Here is a 19,090-nt window from a genome sequence, read left to right as displayed (position 1 = left end):
CCGGATCAGCTATCGAGAAGGACAGGCGCTTAGAAGGCCTTGCTGAACTCGATGGCGGCGCTCCAGGCGCTCAGGTCGTATTCCGCCTGATAGTTGGAAGCACCGAAGCTCGGATCTTGCTGAGTCGGATTCTCGTGCTGGTAGAACACTTCATCGACTTTAGCGTTGCCGTCGAAGATCAGGGTTCCGACTGCTGCATCAATCGTCCAGCCACTATTGACGTCTTTCCACTGGGTTCCCAGTGTCAGCCAGTGACGGTCCGTTGATGGAATACGGGCGGTAACGTACTCACCAACTGGTGATTCGTCATAGGCATAGCCTGCCTTGAAAGCCCAGGCCGGGGTAGCTTGCCATATCCCACCAACATTGAATTGCCAGGTATTACCCCACTTTTCCGTAGTGTGGCTAATCACCGCACCCGGAACGCCCGCGATCTCTCCATCAGGGTCACGGCTGATGATGTCCAGCTCCTCGAAGCGACTCCAGCGAGAGTATGTTGCACCCGCCAACAGGGTTACATCGTCTGTCAGTTTATGGCGCGCCCCCACAGTAATGCTCTCGGGAATCGCCAGGGGCACCTCAACCTTTTCGTTCAGGGTTGTTGTCACTCCAGGCATACCCGGGACGGGAACACCCGTCACCTCCATATCACCCTTTAGGTTGAGTTCTGTGCCGGTTTGCGCCGTCATGCCAAACTGGGTTTTGTCAGACAGTTCGTACAAGAAACCAACGCGAAAGGTCACACCAATATCATCGCCTTCAATGTCAGCGTAGGGCTCTGCGCCAACCGGGAGCGGCTCCGCACTCGGCCCAAGATCCTGATTCCTGGTAAGCCGGCCCTCAGCATAGATGATATTCAGCCCGGCACCCATGGACAGGCCCTGACCGTTATTAACGGCGATCGAGGGTGTAAACGCAATGGCGGTTAACTCGGTTTTGTCCGCAAAAAACCGCCCCACAAAATCATCCTCGTAGTCACCGGCCAGCCCGTAGGGAGCATGAATACCAAAACCGACGTCTACTGAATCACTCACCTCATGGGCCAAGTAGAAATTAGGCAGCCACGCGCCATCGGCTATATCCCCGCCCCGGCCAGCCGGGGTTACAGGATTACCGGATATCCGAGTGGCAGACGCCCCGTCCTTTGCCTCTGCATCAATGTCGAGGTAGGCCGCACCAAACGAAATATTGGTCCCAGACAACTGGCTCATGCCAGCGGGGTTAAAGAATACAATAGTGGCATTCTCGGGGTTAGCCGCCGCACCGGCATTAGCAGTACCCATGGCACTGGCGCTCTGCTCGTTCAGGGCGAATCCGCCGGCCAAAACAGTGGCTGGGGCGGCGAGTGCTGTCACGGTAGCGAAGCGGATGGCCTTTACGAGGGCATTGGTATTCTTGTGCATGCTGTCTCCTTTGTTAGTCGCGCGCGGAGTATACGCAGGGCAACACAATGGCCTCAAATGCCAAAACTACTGGTTGCAGGCACTAACAAAGTACGACTTTGGTATTAAGGCGGCCCCGGACAGGGCCGCCTGGAAGGAGGATCGATGTTCGGTTTCGATCAATCGTCCTGAATGGTGAGCTTGTCGACCGACGATGACAGCTTGTCGGCGCCCTGGGCATCGGCACCGAGCTTGATCATCAGGCGCAGATCGTTGGCGGAATCCGCGTGGGCCAAAGCGTCTTCATAGGTGATGGAGCCTTCGGCGTACAGCCGGTACAACGCCTGGTCAAACGTCTGCATGCCGGACTCGTTGGACTTGGCCATCAACTCTTTGAGTTTGTGCACTTCGGCTTTACGAATCAGGTCCGCCACCAGCGGCGTATTGATCAATACTTCGATTACGGCCTTACGGCCTTTGCCATCCGGCGTCGGCACCAGCTGCTGAGCCACTATGGCGCGGAGGTTCAGGGAGAGGTCCATCCAGATCTGGTTGTGCTGTTCTGGCGGGAAGAACTGGATAATCCGGTCCAGGGCCTGGTTGGCGTTGTTGGCGTGCAGGGTGGCCAGACACAGGTGGCCGGTTTCCGCGAACTGTACCGAATATTCCATGGTCTGGCGGGTACGCACCTCACCAATCAGGATAACGTCCGGCGCCTGTCGCAGAGTATTTTTCAGGGCCACTTCGAAGCTTTCAGTATCGATGCCCACCTCCCGCTGGGTGACGATGCAGCCCTGGTGCTGGTGCACGAATTCGATAGGATCTTCGATGGAGATGATGTGGCCGCGGCTGTTACGGTTCCGATGGCCGAGCATGGCGGCCAGGGAGGTGGACTTACCGGTACCGGTGGCGCCCACAAACATGATCAGGCCACGTTTGGTCATGGCCAGGTCTTTGACAATCTCGGGCAGCGCCAGGTCGTCAATCTGGGGAATTTTCACTTCAATCCGTCGCAATACCATACCGCACAGGTTGCGTTGGAAAAACGCGGACACCCGGAAGCGGCCAATGCCGCGGGCGCTGATGGCGAAGTTACATTCGTGGGTTTCTTCGAATTCGGCGCGCTGTTTGTCGTTCATGGCGCCGTAGACAAACTCCCTCGTCTGCTCCGGCGTCAGCGCGTTTTTGGTCACAGGGAGCACTTTCCCGTTCACCTTCATGCTTGGCGGTACACCCGCTGTAATGAACAGGTCCGATCCGCCTTTTTCCACCATCAGCCGTAACAGTTTTTCGAATTCCATTTTTTGTACCCAGTCTTCATTGTTTGGTGCCTGGGTGGAGCGGGTGCAGCTTCCCAGGACACGCTGTAAATACGTCCATGTAAGCTTGACTGCAGCATCCATGCTGCAGACAGTCCTGGGAAGCTGCACCCGCTCCACCCGTCAAACTGTATTCGGGGAGTCTGGTGAACTCCCCTTCCGCTCCTGGCACCAACGACACGGCCCGGAGCAATCCAATTAAAAGTTAAAAGTTATCAGGCATCTTGGCCTTGGCCCGCGCTGCTTCGCGGGAAATCAGACCCTTCTGCAGCAGGCGCTCCAGGCACTGGTCGAGGGTCTGCATGCCCAGCGAGCCACCGGTCTGGATGGATGAGTACATCTGCGCAATCTTGTCTTCCCGGATCAGGTTACGGATCGCAGACGTACCGATCATGATCTCGTGGGCGGCAATCCGGCCGCCGCCCATCTTCTTCATCAGGGTCTGGGAGATAACCGCCTGCAGGGATTCCGACAACATGGACCGCACCATGGACTTCTCCTCGGCCGGGAACACGTCAACCACCCGGTCGATGGTCTTCGCAGCGGAGGTGGTGTGCAGGGTGCCGAACACCAGGTGGCCGGTTTCTGCGGCGGTCAGGGCCAGTCGGATGGTTTCCAGGTCCCGGAGCTCACCTACCAGGATGATGTCCGGGTCTTCCCGCAAGGCGGAACGCAGGGCTTCGTTAAAGCCCAGGGTATCCCGGTGCACTTCCCGCTGGTTGACCAGGCACTTTTTCGAGTCGTGCACGAATTCGATCGGGTCTTCGATGGTCAGGATATGCTCATAGCGGGTGTCGTTGATGTAGTCCATCATCGCCGCCAGGGTGGTGGACTTACCGGAGCCGGTGGGCCCGGTGACCAGCACCAGGCCACGGGGTACGGACGAAATATCCTTGAACACCTGCCCCATGCCCAGATCTTCCATGGTCAGAACCTTCGAGGGGATGGTCCGGAATACAGCGCCGGCGCCACGGTTCTGGTTGAAGGCGTTTACCCGGAAACGGGCCACACCCGGCACCTCGAACGAGAAGTCGGTTTCCAGGAACTCTTCGTAATCCTTACGCTGCTTGTCGTTCATGATGTCGTAGATCAACCCGTGCACTTCTTTGTGCTCCATCGGGGGCAGGTTGATGCGGCGCACGTCGCCGTCGACACGGATCATGGGGGGCAGACCGGCAGACAGGTGCAAATCCGATGCGCCCTGTTTCGCCGAAAAGGCAAGCAGTTCAGTAATATCCATAGGATTCCTCGGAGGGCTTTTTCTTTTAGTCCAGAAGCGGCAAACTCACACTATGAGCAGCATAGCAGACAACATCGGGAGCGTAACCCGACGCATACAAAAAGCAACATTGAAGGCAGGCCGGGACCCCGGCAGTGTGCGCCTGTTGGCAGTCAGCAAGACACGCCAGCCAGACGAACTCAGGGTCGCTGCCAGTGCCGGCCAGGTTGCCTTTGGTGAAAACTACCTTCAGGAGGCGATGGACAAGATTGAAGCCCTGAAGGATCTCAATCAGATTGAGTGGCATTTTATTGGCCCCATCCAGTCCAACAAAACCCGTCAAATTGCGGAGATGTTCGCCTGGGTGCACAGTGTTGATCGGCTGAAGATTGCACGCCGCCTGAGCGAGCAGCGACCTCCCGGTTTACCGCCATTGAATCTGTGCCTGCAGGTCAACATCAATGACGAGGACAGCAAATCCGGCTGCACGCTGTCCGAACTGCCCGAACTGGTGGATGAGATCGGCGATTTGCCTAACGTGAAATTGCGAGGGCTAATGGCGATTCCCGATCCAGACCAGTCCGAGGCAGATCTGCGAATGAGTTTTCGCAAGCTGGCCAATACCCTGCGGGAGCTTAAACGGGCGTCTCCTGAGGCCGGCCCGATGGACACACTGTCTATGGGCATGTCGGATGATCTCGAGATCGCCATCGCAGAGGGTGCAACCTGGGTTCGCGTAGGTACCGGTCTATTTGGGGCAAGGCCATCCAAACACAGCCAGAGCTGAAACCGCTGGTTCCTGCTATCATCGCATTCAACGAATTCACTGACCAAAGCCCTGGAGTGACCCTTGAGCACATCACCCACGATTTCTTTTATAGGTGCCGGCAACATGGCCAGCGCCATCATCGGCGGCATGCTGGAGAACGGCTACCAGGCCGGTAATATCTGGGTAAGCGCCCCTGACGATGGCCACCTGCAATCCATCCGGAAGCGCTTTGGTGTCAGCGTTACCACAGACAACCGGTACTGCGCCCAACAGGCGGATATTGTGGTATTGGCTGTTAAGCCCCAGGTGATGGCGGATGTCTGCCACGACATCGCCCCGGTGGTGCAGAACACCCGCCCGCTGATGGTTTCCATCGCCGCAGGCCTGACCGCTGAAACTCTGGACACCTGGCTTGGCGGCGGCATGCCGCTGGTTCGCGTGATGCCCAACACACCATCGCTGGTTGGCAAGGGTGCCGCCGGGCTGTTTGCCAACGCACAGGTCAAAGACGCACAGAAGACATCGGTACAGTCGATGTTCGAAAGCATCGGCTCAGCGCTGTGGGTGGACGACGAAGACCAGCTGCACGGCGTTACCGCGCTTTCCGGAAGCGGCCCGGCGTATTTCTTCTTGATGCTTGAAGCTCTGGAAGGCGCCGCCACCGAAGCCGGCATTGCACCTGAAACCGCCCGGGCACTCGCTATTCAGACCATGGCTGGCGCGGCTGAAATGGCGGCCCGAAGCGACGATGACCCGGCGCAGCTCAAACGCAACGTCATGTCCCCCGGCGGCACCACCGAGCGTGCAGTGAATACCTTTGAGGACGGCGGCCTGCGGCAACTTGTGAAAAAGGCCTATGGCGCAGCGTTTGATCGCTCCCGGGAAATGTCCAAAGAACTGGCAGATAAACAGTAACCGTTAACGGAGACACAGCTACATGCTGGCAGATATTGTGATTACGATCCTGCTGATCGCGTCCACCTTCTACATGACCATCGTACTGCTGCGCTTCCTGCTACAGCTGGCTCGGGCCGACTTCTATAACCCGATTTCCCAGTTTGTGGTGAAGGCCACCAATCCGCCGCTGCGCCCGCTGCGCCGTTTCATTCCCGGCTGGGGCGGCATTGATGGAGCAGCGCTGGTACTTGCTGTCATTATCCAGGCCATTACCTTCTTCCTGATCCTGGTGGCCCTGAACGGCGGGATTCCCGGCATCAATCCGATTACCCTGCTCGTCTGGGCCGTTTTGAATGTGCTCAGCCTGATTGTCAAAATCTACTTCTGGTCAGTGATTGCCGTGGTGGTGGTCAGTTGGATTGCCCCGCAAAGCAGCCACCCGGCTATCCAGCTGGTAGCGCAGATTACCGAACCGGTCATGCGACCGGTGCGCAGCGTCATGCCTTCCATGGGCGGGCTGGATCTGTCACCAATCATTGTGTTCCTGATACTGAACGTCATCTCTGTGGTGATTGACCATATGAAGATCGCCGCGGGCCTCGGCTCCATCGGCCTTGGAATGTAACCTGCCTCACAGATATACATTCAGTTACAGTTTTATCCATTTCGAAACACCGAAGGCTTCAGCGTCAACAACATGATTCTGAAGCCTTTTTTGCATCAGAACCCGACCTACCGCAAAAAATGCCTACTGGCGCACCCCACCCAACTGACTAAAAAGGCTACTATTAACGTCATTTAATCTCGGAAGTCGCGCAGAAGGATTATCCAATGAATCAGCAGGGAACTCTGTCGCAGCAGGTTGAGGCATACCACAACTGGAAGAAAGAGCTGATACGGCAGATTGGCCGGTACCGGCTCTGGCTGCAAGATAACAATCTGTTCTCGGAAGACGTCAGCACCCGAATTCGCCATGGCCTTGAACTGCTCATTGAAGATGAGCTGACCATCGCCTTTGTGGGCGAGTACTCCCGCGGCAAAACCGAGCTGATCAATGCCCTGTTTTTCTCGGAGTATGGTCAGCGCATGCTGCCGTCCCAGGCAGGCCGCACCACCATGTGTCCCACGGAGCTGTTCTTTGATCGCAGCGCCAACCAGAACTACCTTCTGCTCCTGCCCATTGAGACCCGGACCGGCGAGCTTTCCCTGCAGCAATTGCGCAAGCAGCCTGAGCGCTGGGTAAAGCACGAGCTGGACGAGCGCAACCCGGAAGTCATGCGCGAAGTGCTGGCCGAGGTTGCCCGCATCAAAAGCGTGACCCCTGACGAAGCACGCCAGTTGGGCTTTGACGAAGCCATGCTGGAACAGGATCGCAACAACCCCGGCAATGTACTGGTGCCTGCCTGGCGCAACGCCCAGATCAGCATTCGCCACCCGCTGTTCGAGCGTGGCCTGCGCATCCTCGACACGCCGGGGCTCAACGCGCTGGGCTCCGAACCAGAGCTGACCATCAGTATGCTGCCCCGCGCCCACGCGGTCATTTTTGTGTTAAGTGCGGACACCGGCGTAACCGCCAGCGATATGACGATCTGGAAAGATCATATCGATACCGAACACGCCGACCACCGGGCCGGCCGGTTTGCCGTGCTGAACAAGATTGATGTGTTGTGGGACGACCTGCAGGGCGAGCAACACACCACCGATGCCATTGAGCGGGTACGCACCTATACCGCGGAACATCTGAGCATACGCCAGCAAGATGTGATTCCGCTGTCGGCAAAACAGGGACTGCTGGCCCGGGTGCGCAAAGACAACGAGCTGTTCGGGCGTTCCAACATCGGCCAGCTCGAGCAACTGATTATTCAGCGCATCCTGATGCACAAGGAGCAGTTGATTACCCAGAACCTGATCAACGATCTTCTGGGCATGCTTCAAAACAGTCAGGCGGCCATGCAATACCGGCTTGAATCACTGGAAGAAGAACGCCAGGCCTGTGCCGGCGCCACCATGGACAAGGCCGCCCTCAGCCGGCTGGCAGAGCGCGCCCAGAAAGACTATGACTTCTACTACAAAAAGCTGATCACCCTGCGTTCCTCCCGCCGGCTCATGGATTCCCAGGGAGAGATGCTGAAGAACCTGGTCGCCGAAGATCGTTTTGAAAATCACGCCGCCAAGGTTCGTCACACGATGTCCAAGAGCTGGACGACGGCCGGCATGAACCGGGCCATGGACCATTTCTTTGAACTGTTGGAAAGCGACCTGACCAACCTGCTGGCCGAAGGCAGGCTGGCGGAGAAAATGGTCGGAGCCATCTACCGCCGTTATAACGAAGACACCCGGGCCAGGCACCTGGAGCCCATCCCGCTGCGGGCGGGCCGCCATGTGATCGCTATTCGGGAACTGCGCAAGAAAGCCAAGCGTTTCCGCATCAGCCCGAAAAACCTGCTGACCGAACAGTCCCTGCTGGTGCGCCGCTTCTTCAATGTCATGGTGGGTGAAGCTCGCACCCTTCACGGCCGGGTGCGTAAGGATGTAGAGCGCTGGCCCCAGGAAGCCCTGCTGCCGATCATGCAGTATTCCATGGAGCAGAAACAGCTGTTGGAGCACCAGATCCGCCGCCTGCGCGACATGGTCCGCAGCGACCGGGACAGCCGCGCTGAGCGCCAGCGCCTGGATAATGCCATTGTCGACCTGCGTAAACAGCTGGAACTGGCCGACGCCATGATGCGGCAAATCCGCAAGCCGGCCCCCACCATGATTCAGCAGAAAGTGGTCAATATCTCAGGCGCCATCTGAAGGACCGGGGGCCCGCTCGAACATCGCGCGGGCCCCGAAAACGGCGCCGCAGCCACGCGCCGGTTGCAGCAACCCCCACCCGCCTTTAAACTGCGATGCTGTCGCGCTTTTCTGAACACTCCAAGGCCAATGGCCAGACACTTGTGGACCGGACCAGGAACTCATCACCGCCATGCCTGATTCCCTGCCCTCGGACTCCGTGGGCCTTGTAAGCCCCCAAACCATTCACTTTGACACGCCGATCGAACTGGCGTGCGGCCAGATCCTGGATAGTTACGACCTGGTGGTGGAGACCTACGGCACCCTGAATCCGGACGCCAGCAACGCGGTGCTGATTTGCCATGCACTCAGCGGCCATCACCATGCCGCGGGCTATCACAGCATGGAAGACAAGAAGCCTGGCTGGTGGGACAGCTGCATCGGCCCGGGCAAGCCCATCGATACCAATCGTTTTTTTGTGGTCAGCCTGAACAATCTGGGAGGCTGCCACGGCAGCACCGGCCCCAATTCCACCAACCCGGCAACCGGCAAACCCTATGGCCCGGACTTCCCGGTGATTACCGTTGCCGACTGGGTAAAAAGCCAGGCTTACCTGGCTGACCACCTGGGCATCGAACAATGGGCCGCGGTGGTCGGCGGCTCACTGGGTGGCATGCAGGCGTTGCAGTGGAGCCTGGATTACCCGGAACGGTTGCGTCACTCGGTGGTGATTGCGTCCACGCCCCGACTCAGTGCACAAAATATCGCCTTCAATGAAGTGGCTCGCCAGGCCATTACCTCCGACCGGGAGTTCCACGACGGCCGATACTATGATTTTGGCGCGGTGCCCCGCCGCGGCCTGATGCTCGCCCGTATGGTCGGCCACATCACCTACCTTTCCGACGCCTCCATGGGTGAGAAATTCGGCCGGGAGTTGCGGGAAGAGGCCTACAAGTTCGGGTTCGACGCCGAGTTCCAGGTAGAAAGTTACCTTCGTTACCAGGGCGAGCGTTTCTCAGAAAGCTTTGATGCCAACACCTACCTGCTGATGACCCGGGCCCTGGACTACTTCGATCCGGCTTATGCCGCCGGCGGGGATCTGGCCAAGGCTCTGGCACCGGCAAGCTGCGAGTACCTGGTGCTGTCGTTCAGCACCGACTGGCGCTTTTCGCCCGAACGCTCCGAAGAGATGGTGAACGCCATGATCTCTGCCCGCAAGAAGGTCAGCTACGCCGAAATCGATGCCCCCTGGGGCCATGACGCGTTCCTGATTCCAACCCCCAGGTACACCGATATTTTCACCGCCTATATGGACCGGGTGGCACGGGAGGTGGGCGCATGAGACCAGACCTGGAAATCATCCAGCAATGGGTCCAGCCAGGGCATCACGTACTGGACCTGGGTTGCGGCAATGGCACCCTGCTGGACTTTCTTCAGCGGGAGCGAGGCGCCACGGGTTTCGGCCTGGAGATCAACCCGGACCACATCACCACCTGTATGGCGAAAGGGGTGAGTGTGATCGAACAGAACCTGGACACCCAGGGGCTGGACAATTTTGACGACGGCATGTTCGACGTGGTTCTGATGACCCAGGCCCTGCAAGCCGTTCGGCGACCGGACAAAGTGATCGAAGAGATGCTCCGGGTCGGCCGAGAGGGCATCGTCACCTTCCCCAACTTTGCCCATTGGCGCCTGCGCTGGGGACTGGCTCTGAGTGGCCGTATGCCCGAATCCGACGCACTACCGTATAAATGGTATAACACCCCCAACATACGGCTATGCACCTTCAAGGATTTTGAAGCCTTGTGCCGTCAGAAAGGCATTCGCATCAAGAGCCGCCGGGTGGTAGACGGTCAGCACCAGAACAGCTGGCTGGCCAGGCTCTGGCCGAACCTGTTGGGGGAAATTGCCATCTATCGAATCACGCGGGAGAACCCATGATGATGACTCGTTCAATAACTCGCCTACTGACCCTGACCCTGGGACTGCTGTTATTCGCTCAGGCGCAGGCCGGCCAGGAAGACTTCGGTGACTATCAGGTGCACTGGAGCGTTTTCCCAAGCACCTTCCTTAACCCGGAAGTAGCCAGGGCCAACAACCTGCAACGCAGCCGGGGCATTGGCATCATCAACATTTCCATTATGACCGAAGGCGAACATGGCCAGATCCGGCCGGTTGGCGGGCAGGTGCAGGGCCAGGTTACCAATGACATCCAGCAGGTGAATTTCCTGGCCTTCCGTCGTATTCAGGAGGGTGATGCAGTCTATTTCATCGCCCAGTACCAGTACCGTTCCGGCGACCTGATGACGTTCAACATCACGGCCCGGCCCACTGGCCACAACCGGGATCTGCCAGTTCGTTTCTCCCATACCCTGTTCAATGACTGACACCATGAGCCAGAAATTTGTCATCGCCAGCAATAACAAAGGCAAGATTGCCGAACTGACAGAACTGCTCAGCCCCCTGGGGTTGCAGCCGGTTGCCCAAGGCGAACTGGGAGTGAGCGAGGCCGAAGAACCGGCGGTCACCTTCGTTGAAAACGCCATCCTCAAAGCCCGCCATGCAGCCCGGGAAACCGGGCTGCCGGCCCTGGCAGACGACAGCGGCCTGGCTGTGGATGCCCTCAATGGCGAGCCCGGCGTGCGCTCGGCGCGGTACGCCGGCGACGCCGCTTCCGACGCTGACAACGTGGCGGCACTTCTGGATGCCTTGAAGGACGTTCCCGCCCCACAACGCACTGCCCAGTTCCATTGTGTTCTGGTGTATCTTCGACATGCCGACGACCCCACGCCAATCATCTGCCATGGCCGCTGGCCGGGGCAGATCCTGACCGAGCCCCGGGGTGACGGCGGTTTCGGTTATGACCCTGTATTCCTGGCGCCGGAGTTCAACTGCAGCGCCGCAGAACTGACCCGGGCACAGAAGGGCAAGATTAGCCATCGGGGCCGGGCCCTCGCCAGCCTGCTGGAACAACTCCAGGCGGAGCGGTAAACCGATGACCGCCACCCCGGTTGCGGTCTGCCCGCCACTGAGCCTGTACATCCACGTGCCCTGGTGCGTGCGCAAATGCCCCTACTGTGACTTCAATTCACATGCCATCAAGGGGGAAATTCCGGAAACGGCCTATCTGAACGCCATTCTGGAAGATCTGGATCAGGACCTGCTCTATATCCAGGGGCGCCCTATCAAAACCGTCTTTATCGGCGGCGGCACTCCTTCCCTGATGAGCGGCGCCTTCTATGAACAGCTGTTCGACGGGCTCCGCCAACGCCTGGCGTTTTCGACCGATGCGGAAATTACCCTGGAAGCCAATCCCGGCACGCTGGAAGCGGGCCGCTTCGAAAGCTTCCGTGCAGCCGGCATCAACCGGCTGTCCATCGGGGTACAGAGTTTTCACCCGGAGCACCTGCAATCCCTGGGCCGCATCCACGATCAGGCCATGGCTCACCGGGCCATCGAATCCGCCCGGGCTGCCGGGTTCGACAATTTCAACATCGATCTGATGCACGGCCTGCCGGGGCAAACTCCGGAACAGGCGGTCAGCGACCTGCACGCCGCACTGGCCCACCGGCCAACCCACCTGTCCTGGTATCAACTCACCATTGAGCCGAACACCGAATTCTTCTCGCGACCACCGGCGTTGCCGGACGACGATCGGCTCTGGGACATATATCAACAGGGGGCGACCCACCTTCGGTCAGCGGGCTTCGATGATTACGAGATCTCGGCCTGGAGCTTGCCTGGTCGGGAAAGCAGGCATAACCTGAATTACTGGAGCTTCGGCGACTATCTGGCGCTGGGTGCCGGCGCCCACGGCAAAGTCAGCCTGGCGGACGGCCGGATTCTGCGGTACTGGAAAACCCGGCAACCAGACGCCTACCTGCAAAGGATCGGCTCCCGCACCTCCGGTAGCGAAGAGCTGGCACCGGAGGACCGGCCGCTGGAGTTCATGATGAATGCGTTACGCCTGAAACGGGGCACATCGGAACAACTGTATCTTGAGCGTACAGGTTTACCCTTGTCGTCAGTTGCGGTACAACTTGAGCAATTACGCAAACAACATCTGCTGACCCCTGATCGCCTGCAGGCGACCGAGCAAGGACAGCGTTACCTGAATAGCCTGCTGGAGCACTTCCTCTGATGAATTCAGCTCAGCACACCGTGCCATCCGGGCCTCGCCCGATGAAACCGCCCATGAAGGTATCCATCGTGGTGGCGGTGGCGCTGTTCCTGGTGCTGATGGCCATCAACCAACCCCTGAAGACCGGCTCTGCCCCTCAGGGCATTGTCAGCTTTCAACTGGCAGGCACGGCGGACCAGGCCTACGCCATTATCCGCAGCTGGCGCGAGAACGGCCTGATCTGGGCAAAAGCGTCATTGTGGGTAGACTTTCTGTTTATCGTGGCTTACCTGGCCGCGCTGTTGCAGTTGACCAGACACTTCACCCGGGACAGGCCCGGCATCCGGGAACGCAAGGTCGCGCGCTGGGTGCGCGCGCTGTTTATCACGGCAGGGCTGAGTGACGTGGCTGAGAACATTGTACTGCTGAACAACCTGAGCCCGCCCACAGACTCCATGAGCATGACCGCCACTATCCTCGCGTTGATCAAATTCACCGGGCTACTGCTCGGAGTGGCCGGACTCGTCATCATCCGGGCTGCCCGCCGGCATCCGCTGAGCCACTCCTGACACCATCCAGCCTCAATTGGTGCGATAGAACAACAAATCCCAGACTCCGTGTCCAAGATTCTCACCACGCTTTTCGAATTTGGTGATCGGACGATCATCCGGGCGCGGTGAGTAGCCGCCCTGCTCCTGAGTATTGGCGAACCCTTCCGAATCGTTCATCACTTCCAGCATGTGCTCGGCGTAGTTTTCCCAGTCCGTCGCCAGGTGCAAAATACCACCCACGCGGAGTTTGTGACGAATCCTCTGAACAAAGTCGTGCTGGATCAGGCGACGTTTGTGGTGCTTTTTCTTGTGCCAGGGGTCCGGAAAGAACACCATCACACGGTCAAGGCTGGCATCTGGTAAGCACAAGTCGATGACGTCATTGGCGTCGATATTGTAAACGCGCACGTTCTCAAGCCCGCGATCCTCCACCTCTTTGAGCAAGGCTCCAACTCCGGGTAAATGCACTTCCACACCGATAAAGTCCTGCTCGGGGGCCGCTTCTGCCATATCCGCCAGGGATTTCCCCATGCCAAACCCAATTTCCAGGTTCAGCATGTTGTCCCGGCCAAACACTTCCCTCGGGTCGATCATGCCGTTGTCACGGGTCAGGCCGTACTTGGGCCAGCTGCGTTCATAGGCTTTTTTCTGACCCTCGGTCATCCGGCCCTGGCGCAAGACAAAACTGCGAACACCGCGGCGGGTGGTGATCGGGTTGTCGCCGGAGGCATCGTGCGTCTCATGCTGGTCAGTCATCTGTGGTCCTCAACCGTCAATGCGGATCTGATTTAGGGAACGTTATCCGCCAGTTTACCAGAGTAGGCCGCCTCAAGCGGAGACAACCGAGCTTTGCCCCTGCTGACGGTCCAGTTGCCGGTAGCCGAGCGCTTCCATCAGATAGTTTCGGGTTACCGCTGGCTGGTCATCCAGGTCCGCCAGGGTGCGGGCCACTCGCAGAATCCGATGCAACGCCCGCGCAGACAAACCCAATTTCTCCATGGCTCCGGACAACAGTTTCTCGCTCTCCGCGTTCAGATGGCTGGCCTCGTGCAACGCCTTACCGGCAAGGGCCGCATTGAGCACGCCCCGTTCTGACTGCCTGGCCCTGGCCCTTAGCACCCGTTCCCGGACGCTGGCGCTGGACTCACCGGTTTCACCGGCCCCCAACAACACGCCCCCGGCCTGCACCGGCACTTCAACGTGCAGGTCAAACCGATCCAGCAAAGGCCCGGAGATCCGGGAGCGATAGCGCATGACCTGTTGCGGGGTACACTGACACTCCATGGTCGGGTGGCCGCTGTAGCCGCACGGGCATGGATTCATGGCGGCAACTACCTGAAATCTGGCTGGAAATGTTACTTGCCGGGCGGCCCGACTGATGGATATTTCGCCGGTTTCCATAGGTTCCCGCAACACCTCCAACACGCGGCGCTGGAACTCTGGCAACTCGTCAAGAAACAGTACGCCTCGATGGGCCAGGGAGATTTCTCCGGGCCTTGGGCTGCTACCACCTCCCACCAGCGCCACCGCCGAAGCGGTATGGTGCGGGGAACGGAATGGAGCCTGCCGCCAACCACCGGGCTTGAGGGGAAGGCCGGCGACCGAATGCACACTGGCCACTTCCATGGCCGCGGAGTCGTCCAGGGCCGGCAGTATGCCGGGCAGCCGGCTAGCCAGCATACTTTTGCCGGTGCCTGGCGGGCCAAACAGCAGAAGATTGTGCCCGCCGGCAGCCGCCACTTCCAGGGCCCGTCGGGGAACCTGCTGACCACGGACGTCCGCAAGGTCCAGGCCCTCGTCCCGGAGCCCGGCTTCTGGCTGGGCTCGAGCTACCGGGGATATCCGGGCGCGACCAGACAAATGCTCACAGACGGTCAGGATGTGGCTGGCGGCAAACACGTCGTCATTGCTGGCCAGCGCCGCCTCGTCGGCATTGTCTTGGGGAAGCAGCAGTGCCCGAGCGGCCTCCCGGGCCGCCAGTACCGCCGGCAATACCCCCTTCAGGGGCCGTAATGCTCCATCCAGGGACAACTCACCAATAAACTCGAGGTCTTTGAGACTCTCGGCGGGAATCTGCCCGGAAGCGGCGAGGATGCCAAGGGCGATGGGCAGGTCGAAGCGTCCACCCTCTTTGGGCAGGTCTGCGGGGGCCAGGTTAATGGTGATTCGACGGGCGGGGAATTCGAACCCGGCGTTGATCAAGGCACTGCGAACCCGGTCTTTGCTCTCACGCACACCGGTTTCCGGCAAACCAACAATCGACAGGGCAGGCAGCCCGCCAGACAGATGCACTTCAACGGTAACGGCGGGTGCAGACACACCAATACTGGCACGGGAATGGACAATAGCAAGCATGGCAACCTTCCTTGGCAATCAGTTTCTTACAAGGCCCGGCCGCTGCATCCTGCAGGCCGGGCCAGACCGGTCATTATGAGGACAGTTTCTGCTCGAGTTCGGCAACCCGCTTCTCAAGCGCTTCTACTTTTTCACGGGTTCTCATCAATACCGCCTGCTGGGCATCGAACTCTTCGCGGGTGACCAGTTCCAGCTTCGACATGACCGTCATCACCGTTGCTCTGGCCTGGGCCTCAAAATCGTCTTTCGCGGCCCGAGCCATATCCGGTACGAACTGGCCAAACTGGCCCTGTAACTGAGCAAAAAAGTCCTGTGGCCCTTTCATAAATCACCTCTGAGAGTCTCTGTTTCCCGACGCGGCAAAAGCCGTGGCTGAGTCGCTATCCGCTTTGGTGGGAGTGTATCACACCGCCGCCCCTGCCATACTGTGCCCTGTCCGCATTATAATGGTGGCGGATGGCAAACCCGGCCATGCTCTTTTTTGAGCCAAGGGCGGGCTCATCGCACCAGGTTGGTGCGCGTTATTGCGCCATTCTGGAACAGGATATAACCAACAAACTGATTTAAAACAATTTTTTTGCGTTGGCACACCCGATGCTAAAGCTCTCGTACGCAATCCGCACAATTGATGTGCGAGGTGGCAGCATCCCGAACTCAACAACCGGCCGCTGGCCCTCACTGTTGGGACGGCTTTACCAAGGAGAAAGCAATGAAACTTGTGACAGCGATCATCAAGCCTTTCAAATTGGATGATGTCCGTGAGGCACTATCCGAGATTGGCGTACAAGGCGTAACCGTCACTGAAGTCAAAGGCTTCGGTCGGCAAAAAGGCCACACAGAGCTCTACCGTGGCGCGGAATACGTGGTGGACTTCCTGCCCAAAGTCAAAGTGGAAATCGCCATTGGCGACAACCTGCTTGACCAGGTCATCGAAGCCATCACCAAGGCGGCCAATACCGGCAAAATCGGCGACGGCAAGATCTTCGTGACCGAACTGGCGCAAGCCATCCGGATTCGAACCGGCGAGACTGGCGAAGAAGCGGTCTGACAGCAGACTGACTCTGAAAAAAGCCAACGCAAAAAATTTATAACCTAAGAGCCTTGTGCGGAGGGCCTCCTATGGAAAGCACTGTTTTTGAAATACAGTACGCATTAGATACGTTTTACTTCCTCGTGTGTGGCGCATTGGTCATGTGGATGGCAGCAGGCTTTGCCATGCTCGAATCCGGCCTGGTGCGCTCAAAGAACACCACTGAAATCCTGACCAAGAACGTCGCCCTGTACGCCGTTGCCTGCACCATGTACATGGTCTGCGGCTACGCGATCATGTACGGTGGCGGTACCTTCCTGAGCGGCATTACTGGCATGGGCGTTGAAGAAGGCTTCGAGTATGAGGCTGCAGCAACCTACGCGCCATCCGCTGACTTCTTCTTCCAGGTGGTCTTTGTTGCCACGGCCATGTCCATCGTATCCGGTGCCGTGGCCGAGCGCATGAAGCTCTGGGCATTCCTGATCTTCGCGGTTGTGATGACCGGTTTCATCTACCCGATGGAAGGCGCCTGGACCTGGGGCGAAGCTGACGTCTTCGGCATGTATAACCTGGGCGATCTTGGCTTCAGTGACTTTGCCGGCTCCGGTATTGTTCACATGGCCGGTGCGGCTGCGGCCCTGGCTGGTGTGCTCCTGCTGGGTGCCCGTAAAGGCAAATACGGCCCGAACGGTGAGATCCGTGCCATTCCCGGCGCCAACCTGCCCCTCGCCACTCTGGGCACCTTCATCCTGTGGATGGGCTGGTTCGGCTTCAACGGTGGCTCGGTTCTGGCGACTGCATCTGCAGAATCCGCGAACGACGTCGCCATCGTATTCATGAACACCAACGCCGCAGCGGCTGGTGGCGGTCTCGCGGCTCTGATCCTTGCCCGACTGATGTTTGGCAAAGCTGACCTGACCATGCTCCTGAACGGTGCACTGGCTGGTCTGGTGACCATCACTGCCGGCCCGGACACCCCCACTCCGCTGCTGGCAACCATTTTCGGTGCCTTTGGTGGTCTGCTGGTGGTGGTGAGCATTGTGAGCCTGGACAAGCTGCGCATTGACGACCCAGTTGGTGCCATCTCCGTTCACGGCGTCTGCGGTCTGCTCGGCCTGCTGCTGGTGCCGGTTACTAACGGCGACGCCAGCTTCAGCGGCCAGATCATCGGTGCCATTACCATCTTTGTCTGGGTCTTCGTGACCAGCCTGATTGTCTGGAGCATTCTCAAGGCGGTCATGGGCATCCGGGTATCCGAAGAAGACGAGTACGAAGGTGTGGATTACTCCGAGTGTGGCATGGAAGCCTATCCAGAGTTTGTCAGCGGCAAGCAGTAAACCGGTCTGACAACCGCGGAAAACAAGAAGGGCGCCAAATGGCGCCCTTCTTGTTTCTGTTACTGGCGTCCCGTCACTAACAGACGCCCTGGAACAATTGGTCATCCGCGTGCCGCAGATACAACATCAATTCCATTTCCGCTTCGTGGACACTGTCAAATGGCCCCTGGATCGAGCCCTCGCGAGTCTGGAAAAACCACTGTCCGTTGACCAGCGAGAACCGCTCACTACGAAACCAGTGACGATCCTGTTCACCTTTGCGCGTTTCCATAACAACTCCTTTCACTCCGAACACAGCACGATGATCAATAAATGACCACACTGTTTCAGCATAGCTCAGAGTGCGAAGCTGTCTAATTTTTGTCAGGCCTCTTCGGGGCGCACCGCATCTTCCAGCGCATCCACCATAAACTGAGGCATCGCCAGGGCTCCATGGTGAATGCCGGCGTTGTAATAGCGGGTCACGAACGGGCGATTGTTGGCGTCTTCCTCACGGAAATACTTCAGCGGGTTATCCTTGCTACCCATGGTGCAGCTCCACCACCCGGTCGGGTAGACAGGCTGAGGGAACGGCAAAGTCTGTACGTGGCCGAAGCCGGCCTTCTGCATATCGCTGTGGATGTCTTTGATGATGCTGTCCGTGTGCAACAGCGGCGATTCACTTTGCTGCACAATAATGCCGCCCTCCCGAAGCGCCGCCATGGCGTCCCGGTAGAAATCCAGGGCAAACAAGCCTTCGGCGGGGCCCACCGGGTCGGTACTGTCGATAATCAGCAGGTCGATGCTGTTGGGCTCAATATCCCGCATCCACTTGATACCGTCGCCAAAAAAGAAATTTGCCCGGGGGTCATTATTGGCCTCACACAGCTCCGGGAAGTATTTTTCCGACATGCGGGTAACCCGCTCGTCGATTTCCACCTGCCAGGCCTCCTCGACACCGGGGTGCTTGAGCACTTCCTTCAGGGTTCCGCAGTCTCCACCGCCCACTATCACCACTTTCTTCGGGTTCTTGTGAGTGAACAACGCCGGGTGGGTCATCATCTCGTGGTACAGAAAGTTGTCACGGGTGGTCAGCATCACGCAACCGTCCAGCACCATCAGGTTGCCAAAGGTTTCCGTTTCATAGATTTCCAGCTTCTGGAACGGCGTCTGCTCTTCGTGCAGCTTGCGCTTGACCTGCAGGGAAAATGCCGTGCCCTGATCCTGGAACACCTCGGTAAACCAGCCTTCGTTCAATACCGTCATCTGTACCTCCCATTCATTGCGCCACCACGGGGTCGGGGCCTGTTCAAAGGGGCGTATTGTAGGGGGCCCAAGGCCATAGCCAAAGTACTAT

At 58.5% G+C, this 19,090-nt stretch carries 20 protein-coding genes; 12 read left to right on the top strand and 8 right to left on the bottom strand.

The features are described from left to right. Positions 1-29 precede the first annotated feature (29 nt). The 3 genes from FIV08_RS02170 to FIV08_RS02160 form a co-directional block, all read right to left on the bottom strand. Positions 30-1,403 (bottom strand): OmpP1/FadL family transporter, encoded by a 1,374-nt coding sequence (locus FIV08_RS02170; protein WP_152437206.1) that lies wholly within the window; start codon positions 1,401-1,403, stop codon positions 30-32. Between the two features lie 158 nt (positions 1,404-1,561). Then, positions 1,562-2,683 carry a PilT/PilU family type 4a pilus ATPase gene (locus tag FIV08_RS02165; RefSeq protein ID WP_061332594.1) on the bottom strand — a complete coding sequence of 374 codons (1,122 nt, stop codon included), beginning with the start codon at positions 2,681-2,683 and terminating at the stop codon, positions 1,562-1,564. Between the two features lie 223 nt (positions 2,684-2,906). Further along, on the bottom strand, positions 2,907-3,941 hold the full coding sequence (locus tag FIV08_RS02160) for a type IV pilus twitching motility protein PilT (RefSeq protein WP_058091364.1): 1,035 nt from the start codon (positions 3,939-3,941) through the stop codon (positions 2,907-2,909). Positions 3,942-3,993: 52 nt separating this feature from the next. On the opposite strand from FIV08_RS02160, the gene FIV08_RS02155 reads away from it, so the two are divergent. From FIV08_RS02155 to FIV08_RS02110, 10 genes are all read left to right on the top strand, one after another. Continuing rightward, positions 3,994-4,707: a YggS family pyridoxal phosphate-dependent enzyme gene (locus tag FIV08_RS02155; protein ID WP_152437205.1), complete on the top strand. Its 714-nt coding sequence runs from the start codon at positions 3,994-3,996 to the stop codon at positions 4,705-4,707. A gap of 63 nt (positions 4,708-4,770) precedes the next feature. Then, positions 4,771-5,604, top strand: a complete 834-nt coding sequence (gene proC, locus FIV08_RS02150; RefSeq protein WP_061332559.1) for a pyrroline-5-carboxylate reductase — start codon at positions 4,771-4,773, stop codon at positions 5,602-5,604. 22 nt (positions 5,605-5,626) lie between these two features. Then, complete coding sequence (locus tag FIV08_RS02145) at positions 5,627-6,211, top strand: YggT family protein (RefSeq protein WP_061332558.1); 585 nt, start codon at positions 5,627-5,629, stop codon at positions 6,209-6,211. A 206-nt stretch (positions 6,212-6,417) separates the two neighbouring features. After that, complete coding sequence (locus FIV08_RS02140) at positions 6,418-8,382, top strand: dynamin family protein (RefSeq protein ID WP_152437204.1); 1,965 nt, start codon at positions 6,418-6,420, stop codon at positions 8,380-8,382. Positions 8,383-8,554: 172 nt separating this feature from the next. Then, positions 8,555-9,703, top strand: a complete 1,149-nt coding sequence (gene metX, locus FIV08_RS02135) for a homoserine O-succinyltransferase MetX (protein ID WP_061332556.1) — start codon at positions 8,555-8,557, stop codon at positions 9,701-9,703. Continuing rightward, complete coding sequence (metW, locus tag FIV08_RS02130) at positions 9,700-10,302, top strand: methionine biosynthesis protein MetW (protein WP_061332555.1); 603 nt, start codon at positions 9,700-9,702, stop codon at positions 10,300-10,302. The genes metX and metW overlap by 4 nt, the downstream gene beginning before the upstream one ends. Continuing rightward, on the top strand, positions 10,302-10,748 hold the full coding sequence (locus FIV08_RS02125) for a DUF4426 domain-containing protein (RefSeq protein WP_152439573.1): 447 nt from the start codon (positions 10,302-10,304) through the stop codon (positions 10,746-10,748). The genes metW and FIV08_RS02125 overlap by 1 nt, the downstream gene beginning before the upstream one ends. 4 nt (positions 10,749-10,752) lie before the next feature. Beyond that, positions 10,753-11,352 carry an RdgB/HAM1 family non-canonical purine NTP pyrophosphatase gene (gene rdgB / locus FIV08_RS02120; RefSeq protein WP_061332554.1) on the top strand — a complete coding sequence of 200 codons (600 nt, stop codon included), beginning with the start codon at positions 10,753-10,755 and terminating at the stop codon, positions 11,350-11,352. Positions 11,353-11,356: 4 nt separating this feature from the next. Further along, positions 11,357-12,502 (top strand): radical SAM family heme chaperone HemW, encoded by a 1,146-nt coding sequence (gene hemW / locus FIV08_RS02115; protein ID WP_152437203.1) that lies wholly within the window; start codon positions 11,357-11,359, stop codon positions 12,500-12,502. Further along, the gene (locus FIV08_RS02110; RefSeq protein WP_061332552.1) at positions 12,502-13,050 is read left to right on the top strand and encodes a hypothetical protein; all 549 of its coding nucleotides are present in this window, start codon (positions 12,502-12,504) and stop codon (positions 13,048-13,050) included. Before hemW ends, FIV08_RS02110 begins: the two co-directional genes overlap by 1 nt. Before the next feature lie 12 nt (positions 13,051-13,062). On the opposite strand, the gene trmB is transcribed toward FIV08_RS02110, so the two are convergent. The 3 genes from trmB to FIV08_RS02095 form a co-directional block, all read right to left on the bottom strand. Continuing rightward, positions 13,063-13,788 (bottom strand): tRNA (guanosine(46)-N7)-methyltransferase TrmB, encoded by a 726-nt coding sequence (gene trmB / locus FIV08_RS02105; protein ID WP_061332551.1) that lies wholly within the window; start codon positions 13,786-13,788, stop codon positions 13,063-13,065. A 72-nt stretch (positions 13,789-13,860) separates the two neighbouring features. Beyond that, a complete protein-coding gene (locus FIV08_RS02100; protein WP_152437202.1) occupies positions 13,861-15,387 on the bottom strand; it encodes a YifB family Mg chelatase-like AAA ATPase in 1,527 nt (508 codons plus the stop codon). Positions 15,388-15,460: 73 nt separating this feature from the next. Next, complete coding sequence (locus FIV08_RS02095; RefSeq protein ID WP_061332549.1) at positions 15,461-15,712, bottom strand: accessory factor UbiK family protein; 252 nt, start codon at positions 15,710-15,712, stop codon at positions 15,461-15,463. A gap of 384 nt (positions 15,713-16,096) precedes the next feature. Here FIV08_RS02095 and glnK point away from each other — a divergent pair, with 384 nt between their 5' ends. Both glnK and FIV08_RS02085 read left to right on the top strand, forming a co-directional pair. Further along, positions 16,097-16,435 carry a P-II family nitrogen regulator gene (glnK, locus tag FIV08_RS02090; protein WP_058091350.1) on the top strand — a complete coding sequence of 113 codons (339 nt, stop codon included), beginning with the start codon at positions 16,097-16,099 and terminating at the stop codon, positions 16,433-16,435. A gap of 71 nt (positions 16,436-16,506) precedes the next feature. Then, entirely contained in the window at positions 16,507-17,754 is a 1,248-nt protein-coding gene (locus FIV08_RS02085) for an ammonium transporter (protein WP_152437201.1), read from the top strand. Between the two features lie 76 nt (positions 17,755-17,830). Here the strand turns inward: FIV08_RS02085 and FIV08_RS02080 are convergent, their stop codons facing one another. Further along, a complete protein-coding gene (locus FIV08_RS02080) occupies positions 17,831-18,025 on the bottom strand; it encodes a DUF6316 family protein (RefSeq protein WP_061332547.1) in 195 nt (64 codons plus the stop codon). A 92-nt stretch (positions 18,026-18,117) separates the two neighbouring features. Continuing rightward, positions 18,118-18,999 carry a polyamine aminopropyltransferase gene (gene speE / locus FIV08_RS02075; RefSeq protein WP_061332546.1) on the bottom strand — a complete coding sequence of 294 codons (882 nt, stop codon included), beginning with the start codon at positions 18,997-18,999 and terminating at the stop codon, positions 18,118-18,120. Positions 19,000-19,090: the final 91 nt, after the last annotated feature.

Source organism: Marinobacter sp. THAF197a (assembly GCF_009363275.1).
Taxonomy (GTDB): domain Bacteria; phylum Pseudomonadota; class Gammaproteobacteria; order Pseudomonadales; family Oleiphilaceae; genus Marinobacter.
The sequence above is the reverse complement of the archived record's forward strand: the minus strand, read 5'-3'. Positions and strand labels throughout refer to the sequence as shown.